This window comes from Actinoplanes sp. 13, assembly GCF_056134165.1.
Genome location: NZ_JBVYOQ010000029.1, coordinates 19,915 through 36,749, shown reverse-complemented (window position 1 = coordinate 36,749; position 16,835 = coordinate 19,915). Strand labels below are relative to the sequence as shown.

General features: G+C 70.7%; 14 protein-coding genes. 9 read left to right on the top strand and 5 right to left on the bottom strand.

Features of this window, described 5'->3' with window-relative positions:
- Positions 1-10: 10 nt before the first annotated feature.
- Entirely contained in the window at positions 11-1,162 is a 1,152-nt protein-coding gene (locus tag AC0NH5_RS35405; protein WP_474411435.1) for an ROK family protein, read from the bottom strand.
- 145 nt (positions 1,163-1,307) lie between these two features.
- Here AC0NH5_RS35405 and AC0NH5_RS35400 point away from each other — a divergent pair, with 145 nt between their 5' ends.
- From AC0NH5_RS35400 to AC0NH5_RS35390, 3 genes are read left to right on the top strand one after another with little or no spacing between them, the layout of a single operon-like run.
- Entirely contained in the window at positions 1,308-2,981 is a 1,674-nt protein-coding gene (locus AC0NH5_RS35400; protein WP_474411434.1) for an extracellular solute-binding protein, read from the top strand.
- On the top strand, positions 2,978-3,988 hold the full coding sequence (locus AC0NH5_RS35395; protein ID WP_474411433.1) for an ABC transporter permease: 1,011 nt from the start codon (positions 2,978-2,980) through the stop codon (positions 3,986-3,988). The genes AC0NH5_RS35400 and AC0NH5_RS35395 overlap by 4 nt, the downstream gene beginning before the upstream one ends.
- Positions 3,985-4,920: a carbohydrate ABC transporter permease gene (locus AC0NH5_RS35390; protein WP_474411432.1), complete on the top strand. Its 936-nt coding sequence runs from the start codon at positions 3,985-3,987 to the stop codon at positions 4,918-4,920. The genes AC0NH5_RS35395 and AC0NH5_RS35390 overlap by 4 nt, the downstream gene beginning before the upstream one ends.
- An 88-nt stretch (positions 4,921-5,008) precedes the next feature.
- Here AC0NH5_RS35390 and AC0NH5_RS35385 read toward each other — a convergent pair whose 3' ends face one another.
- Positions 5,009-7,156, bottom strand: coding sequence for a glycosyl hydrolase family 95 catalytic domain-containing protein (locus AC0NH5_RS35385; protein WP_474411431.1), 2,148 nt, complete (start codon positions 7,154-7,156; stop codon positions 5,009-5,011).
- Positions 7,157-7,202: 46 nt separating this feature from the next.
- On the opposite strand from AC0NH5_RS35385, the gene AC0NH5_RS35380 reads away from it, so the two are divergent.
- Entirely contained in the window at positions 7,203-9,161 is a 1,959-nt protein-coding gene (locus tag AC0NH5_RS35380) for a beta-galactosidase (protein WP_474411430.1), read from the top strand.
- A gap of 104 nt (positions 9,162-9,265) precedes the next feature.
- Here AC0NH5_RS35380 and ftrA read toward each other — a convergent pair whose 3' ends face one another.
- Positions 9,266-10,225 (bottom strand): transcriptional regulator FtrA, encoded by a 960-nt coding sequence (gene ftrA / locus AC0NH5_RS35375; RefSeq protein WP_474411429.1) that lies wholly within the window; start codon positions 10,223-10,225, stop codon positions 9,266-9,268.
- 70 nt (positions 10,226-10,295) lie between these two features.
- Here ftrA and AC0NH5_RS35370 point away from each other — a divergent pair, with 70 nt between their 5' ends.
- The gene (locus AC0NH5_RS35370; RefSeq protein WP_474411428.1) at positions 10,296-10,721 is read left to right on the top strand and encodes a rhodanese-like domain-containing protein; all 426 of its coding nucleotides are present in this window, start codon (positions 10,296-10,298) and stop codon (positions 10,719-10,721) included.
- A gap of 6 nt (positions 10,722-10,727) precedes the next feature.
- Here AC0NH5_RS35370 and AC0NH5_RS35365 read toward each other — a convergent pair whose 3' ends face one another.
- Positions 10,728-11,960, bottom strand: a complete 1,233-nt coding sequence (locus AC0NH5_RS35365; protein ID WP_474411427.1) for a D-arabinono-1,4-lactone oxidase — start codon at positions 11,958-11,960, stop codon at positions 10,728-10,730.
- Positions 11,961-12,113: 153 nt separating this feature from the next.
- Between AC0NH5_RS35365 and AC0NH5_RS35360 the strand changes: the two genes are divergently transcribed.
- The 3 genes from AC0NH5_RS35360 (at position 12,114) to AC0NH5_RS35350 (ending at position 15,308) form a co-directional block, all read left to right on the top strand.
- A complete protein-coding gene (locus tag AC0NH5_RS35360) occupies positions 12,114-12,992 on the top strand; it encodes a response regulator (RefSeq protein WP_474411426.1) in 879 nt (292 codons plus the stop codon).
- Between the two features lie 261 nt (positions 12,993-13,253).
- Positions 13,254-14,171 carry an MHYT domain-containing protein gene (locus AC0NH5_RS35355; protein WP_474411425.1) on the top strand — a complete coding sequence of 306 codons (918 nt, stop codon included), beginning with the start codon at positions 13,254-13,256 and terminating at the stop codon, positions 14,169-14,171.
- A gap of 150 nt (positions 14,172-14,321) precedes the next feature.
- Positions 14,322-15,308 (top strand): 3-oxoacyl-ACP synthase III family protein, encoded by a 987-nt coding sequence (locus tag AC0NH5_RS35350; RefSeq protein ID WP_474411424.1) that lies wholly within the window; start codon positions 14,322-14,324, stop codon positions 15,306-15,308.
- 86 nt (positions 15,309-15,394) lie between these two features.
- Here the strand turns inward: AC0NH5_RS35350 and AC0NH5_RS35345 are convergent, their stop codons facing one another.
- On the bottom strand, positions 15,395-15,745 hold the full coding sequence (locus tag AC0NH5_RS35345; RefSeq protein WP_474411423.1) for a PRC-barrel domain-containing protein: 351 nt from the start codon (positions 15,743-15,745) through the stop codon (positions 15,395-15,397).
- A 199-nt stretch (positions 15,746-15,944) separates the two neighbouring features.
- Here AC0NH5_RS35345 and AC0NH5_RS35340 point away from each other — a divergent pair, with 199 nt between their 5' ends.
- Positions 15,945-16,778, top strand: coding sequence for a PT domain-containing protein (locus AC0NH5_RS35340; RefSeq protein ID WP_474411422.1), 834 nt, complete (start codon positions 15,945-15,947; stop codon positions 16,776-16,778).
- Positions 16,779-16,835: the final 57 nt, after the last annotated feature.

Genomic DNA, 16,835 nt, shown 5'->3' with positions numbered 1-16,835 from the left:
TGTTACCCGGTCATCGCCGGGCAGGCGCCGGGAGCTCGCCGGTGTCGACGCGGTCCAGATGCGACACCGCACCGCCGAGGGCCGCGGCGTGCAGGCCCAACTCCGACGCGATCAGGCGCGCGCCGCCCGCCTCCGGGGCCAGGGTGTGCCGGATCAGCTCCGCCTCGGCCGCCGGGATCAGCCACGGGGCGAGTGCCGCGTAGTGGTCGCCGAGCGCGATGACCTCCGGGTTCACCAGGTTGGCCAGCAGCGCGAGCCCTTGGCCCAAGTGGCAGCCGGTGTCGTGCAGGGCGGCCAGCGTCGCGGGGTCGCCGGCCCGGGCCTGCACGGCCACCTGCTCCACCGACGGAGAGAGGTCGCCGAGCGCCTCCGGGTCGTGGTCCGGCAGGGCGCGGCGGACCAGCGACTCGACGCCCGCGAGGTCCTGCAGCGTGGGGCTGCCGGCGGGGCCGAGCGAGAAGCGCCCGATCTGCCCGGTGAAGCCGTGCGCCCCGCGCAGCAGGCGGCCGTCCACCACGAGACCGGCCTCGATGCCGGCGGCACCGGAGACGTACGTCAGGTTGGTGTCCGCCGGGAAGCCGCCGTGCCGCAACTCGGCGACCGCGGCCAGGCCGGCGTGGTTCGCCACCGCGACGCTGAGGTCGGACTGTCGCAGCGAGCTCGCGATGGTGCCGCTCAGCTCGGTTGCGGACCAGCTGTGACCGGGCAGGGCGACGGTCAGCCCGAGCACGTGCCGGCCCTGCTGCCGGACCCGGGAGGCGGCTCGCTGAGCGAGCGCGGTGATCGCGCTGACCCGGTCTTTTCCGAAGGCGCGGTGCCACAGCAGCAGCTGCTCCCCGGCGTAGTCCACGGCCAGCGCGGTGAGGCGGTCGGCCGCGACCTGGAGGCCGATGGCGGCGTACGCCGAGCCGTCGAGCGTCAGCGCGTTGGAGGGCCGGCCGATCCGGTTGGCGCTCAGCCCGGTCTCGCGCAGCAGCCGCTGCTCGATCAGGTCGGCGGTAAGGCTGGAGACGGTCGCCTTGTTGAGGCCGGTGGACGCGGCGATCGAGGCCCGCGAGGCGGGACCGTTGGCGCGGAGGTGGCGCAGCACCACGGCGAGGTTCGTGGCCCGCACGTCGGTGAAGTCGGCCCGCTGGGTCTTCACATCGTCATCTTGCCGCATCACCGAGATCCGTCGTCTCCCCTGTCTTCGTGGGTGCGCTCCCAAATGCTTCTTGTCGGCGGTTCACCACGTCGGTTAGCTTGTGCTCGATGTACTTAGTTTAGACGCTAGCCAAACTATTCCCATAACGGAAGGGTGGTGCGCCGTGCGGAACCCGCTTGAGGGCGCGTCGACGAACAGACGGAACTTCCTGGGCCTGGTCGGCCTCGGTGCGGCTTCGGTGGCCGGCGGAGGCCTCCTCTCCGGATGCAGCAAGGAGCCGGGCGCCAAGGGCTCCGCGACCACCGCCGAGCAGGCGGCGGGTGTGGTTCCCACGTTCAAGGACTCCACCTTGATCCAGCCGGACGTCAAGGGCGTCCGGCCGATGGCCGACGGCTACGTGAAGTACCCGGCGTCGCTCGCCGACGCGGTCACCGAGAAGGCGATCACCAGCGGCAAGCCGATCACCGCCACCACGCCGTGGTGGGGCCCCGCGCCGCCCACCGCGAACAAGCTGGTCGAAGCGGTCAACGCCGACATGGGCGGCGTGATCAACTTCAGCATCCAGGACGGCACCACGTACGGCGACAAGCTCAACACCATGCTCGGCGCCCGGGACGTGCCCGAGCTGACCTGCATCCCGGGCTGGGAGATCAGCAAGCTGGCACGCTTCAACGAGGGCGTGCACGTCCTGTTCGAGGACCTGACACCGCACCTGTCCGGGGACAACATCAACGCGTACCCGCTGCTCGCCGGGCTGGACACCAAGGCCTGGGCGGACTCGGTGTGGGGCGGCAAGTTGATGGGCGTGCCGTTCCCGACCGACGCGCCGTACCCGACCGTCCTCTTCTATCGCAAGGACGTCGCCGACCAGCGCGGCGTCGCGGCGCCCACCACGCTGGACGAGATCTACGAATTCGGCACGAAGATGACCGACCCGAGCAAGGGCGAGTGGGCCTTCGGCGACATCTTCCAGGAGGTCCTGCAGATCTGCGGCAACACCGGCTCGCAGAACGGCTGGGCCAAAGGCCCGGACGGCAACGTCTATCACCGGTACGAGACGCCGGAGTACCAGCGGGCCGTCGAGTTCATGGCCCGGCTGTACAAGGAGAAGCTGATCCACCCCGACCTGGCCAGCACCAAGGGTGGCGATGTCAAGACCCTCTTCAAGGGCGGCAAGATCTTCATGTTCGCCGACGGTGGCGGCGCGTGGCGCGAGGTCTGGCGGCCGGCCGTCCAGATCACGCCCAAGTTCAACATGCAGGCCGTCAAGGTGTTCGGCGCCGACGCGGGCAAGCCGCCGGTCCGTTGGCAGAGCACCCCGTCGATCATGTGGACCTTCGTCAAGAAGGACCTGGGCCAGGACCGGGTCAAGGAACTGCTGCGCGTCCTGAACTACACCGCGGCGCCGTTCGGCACCAAGGAGTGGGAGCTGCAGACTTACGGCGTCGAGGGCACCCACTTCAAGCGGGACGCCGGCGGCTCGCCGGTCACCAACGACCTGTACGTCAAGGAGTTCGCCAACCAGTACATCTTCCTCGGCGGACGGCCCCCGGTCGTCGTCGGTGGCCCGGACATCCCGACGTACGCCGCGGACTTCGTGAACTGGGGCAACGACGCCGCGCAATATCTGGAGAAGAACCCGTGGGAGGGCATCAAGGTGGAGGTGCCGACCCAGCAGGCGGCCATCCAGCAGCCCACCGACGACAAGATCACGGACATTCAGCGGGGCCGTCGCCCGCTCTCCGACCTGCCCAAGGTCATCGCCGAGTGGAAGGCCGGCGGCGGCGACGCGGCCCGGGACTTCTACGCCAAGGTCCTGGCCGACAACGGTCGATGAGCGCGCCCCCGATCGAGGAGACCGGGGCCGGCACCAAGCCGGCCCCGCGTCCCGCTGCGCCACCACTGACGCGGCAGAAGATGTCGTTCGCGGCGCGCCTGCGCCGGGACTGGCCGCTGCTGCTGATGTGCGTCCCGGCCATGCTGTTGCTGCTGGTCTTCCACTACGTGCCGGCGCTCGGCAACGTCATCGCGTTCCAGGACTACAACCCGTTCGCCGGTGACGACCCGCTCGAGGCCTTCCTCTACAGCGAATGGATCGGGTTCGGCAACTTCGAGTACCTGTTCAAGAGCCCGGCGTTCTGGGACTCAGTGCTCACCACCCTCTCCATCACCGCCTTCCAGCTGATCTTCTACTTCCCGATCCCGATCTTCCTGGCGATCCTGCTGAACAGCATCCTGTCGCCGCGGATCCGGTCTCTGGTGCAGAGCGTCGTCTACCTGCCGCACTTCTTCAGCTGGGTGCTGGTCGTCTCGCTGTTCCAGATGATGCTCGGCGGTGCCGGCCTGCTCGCGCAGACCGCGCGGGAAGCGGGCTTCACCGCGCCGGATGTCATGACCAATCCGGACACGTTCATGTTCCTGATCACCTCGCAGGCGATCTGGAAGGACGCCGGCTGGGGCATGATCGTCTTCTCGGCGGCGCTGGCGGCCATCGACCCCGCGCTGTACGAGGCGGCAGCCGCCGACGGGGCCAACCGCTGGCGGCGGCTCTGGCACATCACCCTGCCCGGCCTGCGCCCGGTCATCATCCTGCTGCTGATCCTGCGGCTGGGTGACGCACTCAACGTCGGCTTCGAGCAGTTCGTCCTGCAACGCGAGGCGGTCGGCCGGGAAGCCGCCGAGGTGCTCGACACGTACGTCTACTACCAGGGCATCGCGGTCCAGCAATGGGGCGTCGGTGCGGCCGCCGGCCTGTTCAAGGCCGTGGTCGGGCTCCTGCTCATCATCGGGGCCAACAAGATCGCGCATCGGTTCGGCGAGCAAGGGATCTATTCGAAGTCATGACCGTCCTGTCAGCTCTGAAGCCACGCCGGCCCGCCGGCCGCCCGGTCTGGGAGGAGCGACCCTCCCTGTTCGGACAGTTCGGCAAGGGCACTGTCCTCACCGTCGTGATGGCGGCCGTGCTGGTGCCGCTCTGGGTCGTCCTGATCACCAGCCTGTCGTCCGAGAAGACCATCAACGAAGCCGGCGGCTACGTCTTCCTGCCGCGCGAATTCGACCCGGCCGCGTACGTGGTGATCTTCTCGGGCGGCCAGATCACCGACGCCATCCTGGTCAGCACGTTCGTCGCGGTGGTCGGTACCGCGCTCAGCCTGACGGTCACCGTGCTCGCCGCGTACGGCCTGTCCCGGCCGGGCACGCTCGGCCACCGGCCGATCCTCTTCTACTTCCTGCTCACGTTCCTGATCTACCCCGGCATGATCCCCAGCTATCTGGTCGTCACCGGCCTCGGCCTCAAGGACAATCTGCTCGCGCTGATCCTGCCGACCGCGATCAGCGCGTTCAACCTGGTGGTGCTGCGGGCCTTCTTCATGAGCATCCCCGGCGAGCTCCTGGACAGCGCCCGGATGGACGGCGCGGGTGAGTTCCGGATCCTGACCCGCATCGTGCTGCCACTGTCCAAAGCGGTCACGGCGGTGGTGGGGCTCTTCTACGCGGTCGGGTATTGGAACGCCTTCTTCAACGCCGTCCTCTACATCGACCGCAATGACCTGCAGCCGGTGCAGCGGGTGTTGCAGCAGTTCATCCTGGCCGGGCAGTCGCCGTCGTCGTCGGGGGCGGCGGTCTACATCCCCGGGCTCGGGAACTCGACGCCTCCCAGTCTGGCGATCAAAATGGCCGTGGTGGTGGTGACGATCGTGCCCGCCCTGATCATCTATCCGTTCGTCCAGCGGCACTTCACCAAGGGCGTGATCATCGGTGCGGTCAAGGGCTGACCGGCCCGTCCGATGTGCTCCGGCAGCGCACGGCCGGCCTTCAGGCAGGTGAAGCTGTGGGTGCCGGCCGGGGTGCGGGTGTGGCGGGTCAGGCCGGGTGCCCGATCAGGGTGGTCGGGTGGTCGGCGGTGAGGTGCAGGGTGCGGGAGCCGTAGGGGTGGGCCACCTGGACGGTTCGCGCTGTGGGGGAGGTCAGCACGGCCCGGACGCCGGTGGGCGACCACGTGAGGTCCACGGTTATCGGGCCACGGGCTATCAGGCCATGCACCGACCCGGTCGGCCACGCCGCGGGCAGTGCCGGGAGCAGGCCGAGGTGGGCGATGCCGTCCGGGCCCACGTCCCCGCTCCGGAGCAGCATGGCGACGATCAGGGCGGGGAAACCACCGGCCAGGTCGACGTTGAACATGTGGTCACGGTTGTGGGTGGGCACCAGATTGGGGCGCCAGTAGGCGTCGACCAGGCGCTCCAGTGCGGCGTACGCCTCGTCGGCCAGGCCCAGGTGGGCTGCGGCGACGCCGAGCAGCGACAGTCCGTACCCCATCTCGTCCGAAGCCTCGCTCAACCACCAGCGCAATCGGGCCCGCACAGCGCGCACCGCGGCGGCGTGCAGGGCCGGGTCCGCGGAGACGGCCGGGTCGCCGCCGTAGAAGAATGGAAAGAAGTGGCTGCAGTGGCGATGCGCGTGGTTCTCGGCGAAACGCGGGTCGATCCATTCGGCGAGCTCGCCGTCGTCGGTGATCCGGTAGGAGGGTAAGGCGGCCAGCAACGCCCGCCACCGCGACCGGTCCGACTTGAGAGAAGGTGCGGTGGGCAGGGGGGTGAGATCGAGGAGGCTTCGCAGAACGAACCTGACAGCCTGGACGTCCAGGGTCGCGTCGACGCAGGCCTGTGCGCCGAGCCCACCCGGGTCGTTCTCCGGGGAGTAGGACGGACTGAACCGCGCACGACCGTCGACAACCTCGACGAACTCCAGGTAGAACTCGGCCACCTCCCGGAGGAAGGGCAACGCCCGCGACTCCAGGAACGCACGATCCCCGGTGTGCTGCCAGTGCTCCACATAGAGCCGCCCGAGCCACGCCGCCCCCGCGGTCCAGAACGTCAGGCACCAGGTCGGGCCGAAGTGGTTCTGCCTGCCGTGTGTGCCGAGGTGCGCCGGCGCGAGCAGCCCGGACACCCCGTAGAGGCGTCGCGCGTTGGAGCGGAAATCCGCACGGAGCGTGTCGAGCAGGTCGAAGAGCGGCAGCATCAGCGACGGCGTCCCGGTCGAGTGCACCGCGTGCAGCGCGGCTTGCAGGTTGCCGTCGATGGTCCAGCCGCTGCGCCACGGCGGCGAGTACGTGCCGCTCCACACCCCTTGCAGGGTGGGTGGCCGGCGTCCGGTGCTGCTGATGACGGCGTACCGCCCGGCGTCGAAGAGTGTCTGTTCGATCCGGCCGCCGAGGTCGAGCCGGACCCGGGTGAAGAGGTCGCGGTGGGTGACGGCGTGCGCCGCGAGGAGGTCGTCGAAGCTTCCGGACGGCAGGTCGGCGAGGGCCGCGGCGGGAGAGCGCAGGCCGGGTGCGACCCGGGCGAAAATCAAGATCTCTGCGGGGGTACGCGCTGAGCGAACCGCCACGGTGAAGCCGTCGAGCGCGCCCTGCCACGGCGCGTCGAACCGTCCGGTGAGGACCATGTCGTCGCCACCGGGCCGCACGATCGTGAAATGGATCGGCCGTTCGGGCACGCCGTCGACCGGCCCGACGTCGAGGACCCCGCCGGTGCCGGTGATCCGGATGACCAGCACGTCGGCGGCCCGCGAGACGAAGGCGTCGCAGGTGACGCCGGCCCATTGCTGCCGGGTCACGCCGGTGCCGAAGTCGGTGCCCCGGCTGTACCCCGGTCCGGGGGACGTGGGTGTGAACGTCAGCGTCGCGGCCCCGATCAGCGGATCGATCCAGCGCGTCCGGTCGTACCCCGGATGCTCCTCAACAGCGAGGTCGCAGACCGCCTGCGCGGCCTCGGTGAAGCGGGAGGCGGCGAGCAGGTCGCGCAGCCTCGGCAGCGCCGCGGCGGTGGCCGGCGCCGGGAGCGGTTCGGTGACCGGCTGGAAGAGGTCTTCGTGGGCGAGGGTGAAGCGCAGCGCCGCGGGCGTCCCGTAGCAGAGCGCGCCCTGCCGGCCGTTGCCGGTGATCAGCGCGTGTTCCCAGCCGTCGGTGGCGGCCGAGTCGGAGAAGGACGGATTGACATCGCTTTCCACAAAGAAATACTTTGTTTAGGATACAAACTAATGTCAAGGCGGTGCGATGCTGTTCTTCGGCGGCGACTACAACCCTGAGCAGTGGCCGGAGGAGGTCTGGGCCTCCGACGTCGCGTTGATGCGGCAGGCCGGCGTCACCATCGCCACTGTCGGGGTGTTCGCCTGGTCCCACCTGGAACCGGAGCCGGGGCGTTACGAGTTCGGGTGGCTCGACCGGGTGCTGGACCTTCTGCACGAGGGCGGCGTCCGGGTCGCGCTCGCCACCCCGACCGCCTCGCCGCCGCCGTGGTTCACCCTGGCCCACCCGGAGGCGATGCCGGTCACCGCCGACGGGGTGCGGCTCACGCACGGCAGCCGCGACACGTACTGCGTCTCCGCGCCGGCCTATCGCGCCGCGGCCCGGGAGATCGCCGCGCGGCTGGCCGAACGGTACGCGCATCACCCCGCGCTGGCGATGTGGCACGTGCACAACGAGTACGGGACGGACTGCCGCTGCGACGCGACCGCCGCCGCGTTCCGGGTTTGGCTGCGGAAACGGCACGGCCGGCTGGACGCCCTGAACGAGGCGTGGACCACGGCGTTCTGGAGCCAGCGGTACTCGGACTGGGCGCAGATCATGCCGCCGCGCGCCACCCAGTACCTGCCGAATCCCGCGCAGGTGCTGGACTTCCGCCGGTTCCTCTCGGACGAGCTGCTCGGCGGCTACCTCGAGCAGCGCGACCTGCTCCGCGCCGCCAACCCGGGCGTGCCGATCACCACGAACTTCGTGCAGGGCGGCTGGGTGAGCGTCGACCACGCACGCTGGGCGGCCGAGGTGGATCTGGTCGCGGTCGACCACTACCCGGACGACGCCGGCCCGGCCGCCGAGGAGGAGACGGCGTTCGCCGGTGACCTGGCCCGCGGCTGGGGCGGCGGATCGTGGCTGCTGATGGAGACGGCGCCGAACCTGATCTACACGCGTGGGCGGATGCACGCCAAGGAGCCGGGGCGGCTCACCCGGCACAGCCTCGGGTACGTGGCCCGGGGCTCGGGCGGGGCGATGTACTTCCAGTGGCGGCAGCCGCGCGGTGGGGCCGAGCTCTTCCACTCGGCGCTGGTGCCGCACGCGGGGCCGGACAGCCCGGTGTTCCGGGAGGCGGTGGGCCTGGGCCGGATGCTCGGGCGCCTCGCGCCGCAGGTCGCCGACGCCCCGCCGCCGGTCGCGCGGATCGCGGTCACCTGGGACGCGCCGTCCTGGTGGGCCCTGCAGGGTGGCGGCCTGCCCGCCGCCGACCTGGACTATTCCGGCGCCGTGCGGCAGGTGCACCGGGTGTTGTTCCGAGCCGGGCTGGCCACCGACTTCGTGTTTCCCGGCGTCTCCACCGAGCTCGGCGACCACCGGATGATCGTGGTCCCGCACCTGTACCTGGTCTCCGACGAGGCGGCCGCGGCCTTCCGCGACTACGTGGCGGCCGGCGGGCACCTGGTGGTCGGCTATCTGAGCGGGATCGCCGAACCGGACACCAGGATCCGTCTCGGCGGCTATCCGGGAGCGTTCCGCGAGGTCCTCGGCGTGCGGGTGGTCGAGTGGCACCCGGTCGCGGCGGGTGCGGAGTTCGTGCTGGACGACGGCTCGGTCGCCGGCAGGTGGCGGGAGCGGGTCGAGACGGCCGGCGCGCTGACCGTCGCCCGCTACACCGACGGGGTGCTGGCGGGGGCGCCGGCGGTCACCCGGCACCGGTTCGGCGCCGGATCCGCCTGGTACGTCTCGACCGCCCTCGACGACGACAGCCTCGGCGGGTTGCTGCGGTCGGTCGCCGGGGAGGCGGGCGTCGAGCCGGTGCTGCCCGGCTTGCCGGCGAGGGTCGAGGCGGTCCGGCGGGGGCCGCTGGTGTTCCTGCTGAACCACGGCAGCAGCGCGGTGCGGGTCCCGCTGCCGGGAGCGGCGGTGGACGCGGTGACCGGCCGGGCGCTGACCGGCCGGGTGACCGTCCAGGGTGGAGGCGTGGTGACGGTTCGGCTGTGAGCGTGCCCACCCGCTTCAGCCCGGCGGCCGCGTTGCGGCCTGGCGTGGCAGGGGATCGCGGGGAACCGGCGGGACTTGCCATTATCGTACGAAATAAGGTGTTCTCAAGATTGAAAGGCCCGCCGATAGGCCGAGGGTGACGTCCGCATGGCCTGACCGAAGTGGTGGCGGAACGTGACAGCGGTCTCGAAGCCGACCGCGCCCGCGATCTCCTCGATCGGTGCCCGGGTGGTTTCCAGCAGGGCCAGGCTGGCGTGCACCCGCCGGTCGATCAGCCAGCGGATCGGCGTGGTCCCGGTGGCCCGCGCGAAGTGCCGCAGGTAGGTGCGGGTGGACATGTGCGCGCGCCGGGCCAGCACGTCCACCGTGATCGGCTCGGTGAGGTGGCCCAGCGCCCACTCCATGCTCCGGGCCACCCGGGCGTCCTCCGGGTCGGCGGCGACCGGCGCCTCGACGAACTGGGCCTGCCCGCCGTCGCGGTGCGGCTGCACGACGAGGCGGCGAGCGACCGCGTTGGCGATGCTCGGCCCGTGGTCGAGACGGATCACGTGCAGGCAGAGGTCCAGGCCGGCGGCGCTGCCCGCACTGGTCAGCACGGTGCCGTCGTCGATGTAGAGCACGTCGGCGTCGACCTCGACGGACGGATGGCGGCGGCGCAGCGCCTCGGCGTAACGCCAGTGGGTGGTGGCCCGGCGGCCGTCCAGCAGCCCGGCGGCGGCCAGCGCGAAGGCGCCCGAGCAGATCGACATGATCCGGGCGCCGCGCCGGTGGGCCCGGCGCAGCGCCGCGACCAGGGCGGGCGAGGGATCGGCCGTGACGTCCGGCACGCCCGGGACGATCAACGTCTCGGCGGCCTCGAAGGCGTCCAGCCCCTGCTCGGTGTGCAGGGTGGCGCCGCCGACGATCCGAACCGGTCCCGGGGTCTCGGCGCAGACCGTCAACTCGTACCACCCGACGTCGAACTCGGGGCGTGGCAGGCCGAAGACCTCGGTGACGATGCCGGTCTCGAAGACCGACATCCCGTCGTAGGCCAGCACCGCGACTGTTCGCCGGCGTCCACTCATGGCGAGATCTTAGCGATCGGCGTCGCCCGCGCCACTGGGCCGGGATCGCGGACGGCGGCACGATCAACGCATGACTTCAGCAGTGACCTTCTTCGAGACCCGTCTTCGATTCGAGACCGACGTCAGCGACGTGCACGCCGACCTGGAAGCCGGCCCGACCGGCGTGGTGGTGATCGACACCCGCAGCGCCGAGGCGTGGCGGCAGGGCCGGCTGCCGCACGCCGTGCACCTGCCCACCCGGGAGATCGCCGCCCGGGCCGCCGAGACGATCCCGCCGGGCAGTGCGGTGGTGACGTACTGCTGGGGGCCCGGGTGCAACGGCGCCACCCGGGCGGCCCTGGAGTTCGCCCGCCTCGGCTATCCGGTGAAGGAGATGATCGGCGGTTTCGAGTACTGGGTGCGGGAGGGGTTCCCGGTTCGCGACGACGAGGGCGTCCGGTCCCGCCCGGCGGACGAGCTCACCACTCCCCGCGGCGTCGTCACCTGCGGCTGCTGACCGGTCCTAACCGAGAATCTCGTCCAGCCACGGGTTGCGGAACGTGCCGTCCGGGTCGAAACGCCGCACGAGCTCGGCGAAGTCGCCGAAGCGCGGGTAGGCGTCCCGGACCGTGGCGGGGGCCATCGTGAAGACCTTGCCCCAGTGCGGGCGGGCGCCGAGCGGGGTCAGCACCCGCTCGATGTCGGCGACCACCGGCAGCACCGCCTCGGTGTCGGCGATCCAGGTGAAGTGCAGCGCCAGGCTGTCCCGCTCGTAGTTGGGGCTCAGCCACAGGTCGTCCGCGGCGATCGTGCGGAGCTCGCAGACCTGGAGCACCGCCGCGATCCGTTCGCGCAGCGTGCCCACCGCCTCGATCGCCGCCCGGGCCTGCTCGCGCGGCACGTGCCACTCGGACTGCAGCTCCTCGCCGCTGCTCGGGGTGAACTCCATCCGGAAGTGCGGCAGCCGGGCGTGCCACGGGCCCGGAACCCCGCCCTGCTCGGTGCAGTTGGCCGCCGGCATCCCGGGCACCGGGTGGCGCGGGCCGTCGGCGGGGCGGGCGCCGTGGAAGTCGCCGGCCGGCATCGGCTCGTGCCGCTTCAACCAGACCTGGTCGATGCCGGGGCCGGTCCAGCGGGTGAACAGGCTGACGCTGTAGCCCTCGGCGAGGATCTCGTCGAGGGCGTCGCCCAGTGCGGCCGCGGGAAGGTCGTCGTAGACGTACTGCCGGAGGTCGAAGGCCGGGACGACGTCGAGGGTGAGCGCGGTGACGACGCCGAGCGCGCCGAGGTTGACGACCGCTCCGCTGTCCTTGTTCACCTCGGTCAGCTCGCCGCCGGCGCGGATGATCTCCAACCCGGAGACGGTGGTGGCGAGGTTGCCGTTGCGCACCCCGGAACCGTGGGTGGCGGTGGCAATCGCACCGGCCACCGAGATGTGCGGCAGCGAGGCCATGTTGTGCACGGCGAGGCCCTCCTCGGCGAGCCGGGCGGCCAGCTCGCCGTAGCGGATGCCGCCGTCGACGCGCACCGAGGTGCGGTCGGCGGAGATCTCGACGGTGCGGGGCAGATCGGCGAGGGAGATCAGGTCGCCGTCGGTGTCGGCGAGCCGGTTGAACGAGTGACCGCTGCCGAGCACCCGGAGCCGGCCGGTGGCCGCGGCGACGATCTCGCGCACCTCGTCGATCGTGCGCGGGCGGTGCAGCCGCTGCGCGCCGAAGACGATGTTGCCGGCCCAGTTGGTCAGTCGTTCCCGCATCGTTCTCCCTCGAGTTGTCCCGTTCCCCAGCCTACGGCGGGAGGGCTCCGTTCGCCGGGCCCGCAAGGACCGGAGGATCTCCTGTTCAGGGAGTTCTCCAGGGCTTCCGGGGTTAAGGTCGGGGCGACCGGCTGACCGGACGGGGAGTGCGCAATGGCGTCGATCGTGGTCGCGGAAGACGACATGGACATCGCCGAGATGCTCGCCATGGTGCTGTCCAACAAGGGGCACACCGTGCGGACGGCGCCGTCCGGCTTCGTGGCCCTGGAAATGATCGAGGAAACCGCGCCGGACCTCCTCATCCTCGACCATCACATGCCCGGTATGAGCGGTCTCGACCTGGCCGAGCGGCTGCGCGCCACGAGCGCCACCGCCGAGCTTCCGATGATCATGCTGTCCGCCGCAGCGCCGGCCGCGGCGCGCGGACTGGTCGACGTGACCATCACCAAGCCGGTGCACCCCAAGCACCTGCTGGACGCGACCACCGAGCTGCTCGCCGCCAAGCCGGCTCCCGACCCGGCCACCCAGCTCGTCGACGTGAAGCGGCTGCTGGCGGTCTCGGACATGCTCATCCGGCCGGAGCACACCGGCGCCCTGAACGCCTTCGCGCAGCAGTTGAGCCGGCTGACCGGCACGCCGATGGCGGCGATCACGCTGGTGCTCAACGACAGTGTGGTGCTGGCCGGGTCGTACGGGCTCCCGGGGTGGGTGACCGAGGCGGGCGGCGTGCCGGCGGAGTGGTCGCCGGACACCATCGTGGTGGCCGAGGACGTGCCGGTGCTGATCGGTGACAGCCGGAGCGACGACTCGTACCGGGACACGCCACTGTTCTCGATCAGCGGGATCCGGTCGTTCGCCAGCGTGCCGCTCAACTCATCACAGGGTCACGTGGTCGGGACGCTGTGTGTGATGGGCGACAAGCCGGGCACCTGCACCGAGGACACCGTGCAGGTGCTGCACTCGCAGCGGGCGGCGGCTCTGGGGCTGTTGTCCCGGCCCGTGGCGTGCCCCGGCGAGGATCGTCCGATCTAACCCATAGTTATATTAGTTTCCGCGCTTATCTCCGTCGGTCGATTTGTCACTGTCTGACTACTGTGCGACGCATAGGGCCCGCTATGTGGGCAAACGCAGCGCTCGCAATGTTTTCGCGGCAATAAAATCGCCCGTAGATCCAAATCGAGATCAGCTGCACGTTCTCTCTTGACGAAACCTGCGTCACAATCGGTGACGCCCGTGGCGGAGGTGAGGGCAGGATGCTGCCCTGGCGAAAGCGCGAACGAGAGGAACGCGGCAATGGCGGAGATCCACCATTTCGAGTACGGGTGGGTGACACCGGCCGTCAGTTATGTCCTGTCGGTTCTCGGCTCCCTGCTCGGATTGACCAGCGCGGTGCGGCTGCGGTCCGCCAAGTCCGGCGGTGAGCGGGCCTGGTGGCTCGCGCTCGCCGCGATCGCCATCGGCGCGACGGGCATCTGGAGCATGCACTTCGTCGCGATGATGGGCTTCAGCGTCGAAGGCACCCCGATCCGGTACGACATCGGCCTCACCGTGGCCAGCGCCGTGATCGCGTTCGTGGCGGTCGGCGTCGGCCTCGCCATCGCGCTGCTCGGCACCAGTGCCCCGCGCCTGCGCATCCTGATCGGTGGCGTGCTGGCCGGTCTCGGCGTGGCTGCGATGCACTACACCGGTATGGCCGCGATGCGGCTGTACGGCGAGATCCACTACGCCGGCACCGAGGTCGCGCTCTCCATCGCGATCGCGGTGGTGGCCGCGACGGTCGCGCTCTGGCTCACCCTGGTCGTCAAGAAGCCGATCGCCATCTTCGTGTCGGCGCTGGTCATGGGCATCGCGGTCAACGGCATGCACTTCACCGGCATGATGGCGATGTCGGTGCTCTCGGAGGCCTCGCTCGGCTCGATCGCCGGTGCGACCGCCGGTGGCCTGCTCGTCCCGGTCGGCGGCGCCGTGCTCTTCGCCGTCCTGGGGATGGTGTACGCGTTGGCCGCCGCGCCGACCGAGGAGGACCGGGTGGCCGCGGCCTATCTCGCGTCCCGCCTGGAGTCGCGTCCCGGCGAGCCGGACGGCCCGCAGCCCGGACAGTTGTGGGGCCAGCGTCCGCCGGCTCAGTCGCAGGGCCGGCCGCAGAACCCCGGACGGTCCACGCTGAGTGGCGGGACGTGGACCTACCGTGACCGGGACCGTTCAAACTAGACGAATGGCCGATATCCGGTCGAGTTCCTCCTACCGGACGTGCCAGTTTTCTCGTCCGAACCGGCAGTGGATCTACCCGCACGTCGCCTGACCTGGTGGTTAGTGTTTCGGCGGCAGGAAAAGTAGGTCCGGCAAGACGGGGAGAGACACGTGGCGGTCGGCATTCTGGGAACTGGTTCCTACCTCCCGACTCGGGTCGTGACCAATGTGGACCTTCGGGAGCTGGTGCCGGACGCGGACCCCGAGTGGGTCTCCCGCAAGACCATGATCGAGGCGCGCCGGTTCGCGGCGCCGCACGAGGCGGCCTCCGATCTGGCCGCCAACGCCGCCCGCGCGGCCCTCGACCGCGCGGGCGTGACGGCGGCGGAGATCGACTACGTGATCGTCTCCACGTCGACCGGCGACTCCCCGCAGCCGCCCACGTCGAACCTGGTGCAGAACGCCATCGGCGCCGACCGGGCCGCGTGCTTCGACGTCAACGCGGTCTGCGCCGGTTTCGTCTTCGCGCTCAACGTGGCGAACGGGCTGGTGACCGCCGACCCCGGCGCCCTGGTCCTGGTGATCGCGTCGGACGTCTACTCGCGGATCCTGGACTTCGGGGACCGGCGCACGGCGGTGCTCTTCGGCGACGGCGCGGGCGCCGCGGTGGTCGGGGCCGTGCCGGAGGGGTACGGGATCGTCGGCCTCGACCTGGCGTCCCGTGGCGACGCGAACGAACTGATCCACGTGAAGGGCGGCGGCAGTCGCCTGCCCGCGTCGGCCGCGACGGTGGCGGACGGGGACCACTACTTCCGGATGAACGGCCGCGGTGTCCGGGACTTCGTGGCCACCGCGGTCCCGCCGGCGCTGGACGCGCTGCTGCGCCGGTCGAACCTCAAGGCCGAGGACGTGGACCACTTCGTCCCGCACCAGGCCAACGGCGTGATGCTGCAGGAGCTGGTGGCGGCCGCCGGGTTCCAGAACGCGCACACGCACCTGACGCTGCCCTGGTACGGCAACGTGGGCAGCGCGTCGCTGCCGGTCACCCTGGACGACGCGGCCCGCAACGGCTCACTGCGCGACGGGGACCTGGTGATGCTCGCCGGCTTCGGTGGCGGGATGTCGATGGGGGCGTGCCTGCTCCGCTGGGGTCACTGACCTCAGCCCCTCTGCGCCGTCGGCGCCACGTCGCGGTTCTCCGGCGTGGCCGCCGACGGCTTTCCTCGTTGTGGCCGCCTGGTGGATCACTTGGGCTGGATGAGCCAGTCCCAGGCCTTCTTGAGCGCCGTGGCGTGGTTCTCGGCGAGGCCGGCCGGCGTGTCGGCGCTCGGCTCGGCCAGCTTGCCGGCCGGCTCGCTGACGATCACGCCGCGCTCGAACATCCCGTCGACCTGGTCGCCGGTGGCGAACCGGTGGCCGTCGCCGGTCTTGATCAGCAGGCCGTGGAAGATGTCCTCGCGGTCGTCGGAGAGCACGTGCTCAACCGTGCCGACCGAGTCGCCGGACCGGTCGTACACCGCGGTCCCCTCGGCCAGGACCAGGAACGACACCGGGGCGCCGAGATCTTCCGGAGCGGTTTCCCTGTTCTGTGTCATGCCGCCGATTTACCCGGGAGCCGACCGGTTCAGTCGGCTCGTCTTTTCGGTGGAGTGTCCTCTAAACATTTTGTACAGAAAAGAGTATTCCGTCCGAAACGCCGCAAGATCTGTCGAGGAATGCCGCAAATTCCCATAGTGTCCCTTTTGTCGGCGGCACCCCCACCGCCGGCGACATCAGGTACTGAAGGGATTCCAAATGCAGAAGAGTCGGCGAATCGGAGCGTACGTCGCCCTGGCCACCACGGCCGCGGGTATCGCCGCGGTCACGGCGGCCGCTCCGGCCTCAGCCATCGTGCGCGGGCCGCAGCCGGTCTCCACCTGGCTGCAGAAGGTGCCGGCGAACGTCAGCAGCTGGGTCAACATCCACTGGCGTACCGACCGGCGGATCTGCGACGTCGAGGTGCGGGTGCGTGGCGAGCGGGGCGTGAAGGTCGACCACCTCGGCTTCCGGCGCTCGGGCACGCTCTCCCGCGGCGACAGCCTGCGGGCCGGGCGCACCGACTTCACCCGGGTCCGGGTCACCCCGATCCAGCGGAACAGCGGCGTGGTGAAGCTCTGGGCGACCATCTCGTACGACGAGTGCGGCTTCCGGGCACGCACCCAGTCCCGCACGGCGGTGCTGGCGCTGCCGGTGCTGCACAGGACCTGGCCGGGTGGCCACGGTGGTCCGGGCGCCCCCGGACACGGCCACCCGGGTGCTCCGGGACACGGCCCGGGCGGGGGCCACGGCGGTCCCGGTCAGGGCGGCCCTGGCCACCACAACCCCGGCGGTGGCCAGGGCCGGCCCGGTCACCCGGGTGGCCAGCCCGGGCAGGGCAACTGGGGCGACCGGCCCGGGCAGGGCAACTGGGGTGGCAGGCCGACCAGCCAGCCCACCAGCCAGCCCACCGCACAGCCCACCGCTCAGCCGACCGGGCAGCCCACCGCTCAGCCCACTGCCCAGCCCACCACCCAGCCGACCGGGCACCCGGGCGGTCACCAGGGTGGCGGCAACCACGGTGGTGGCAACAACGGCTGGCCCCGGCGGTGATCGCCCGCGGCGCCTCTTGTCCATGGGCGTCGCGGCATGAAGACAACGCGCGGCCGG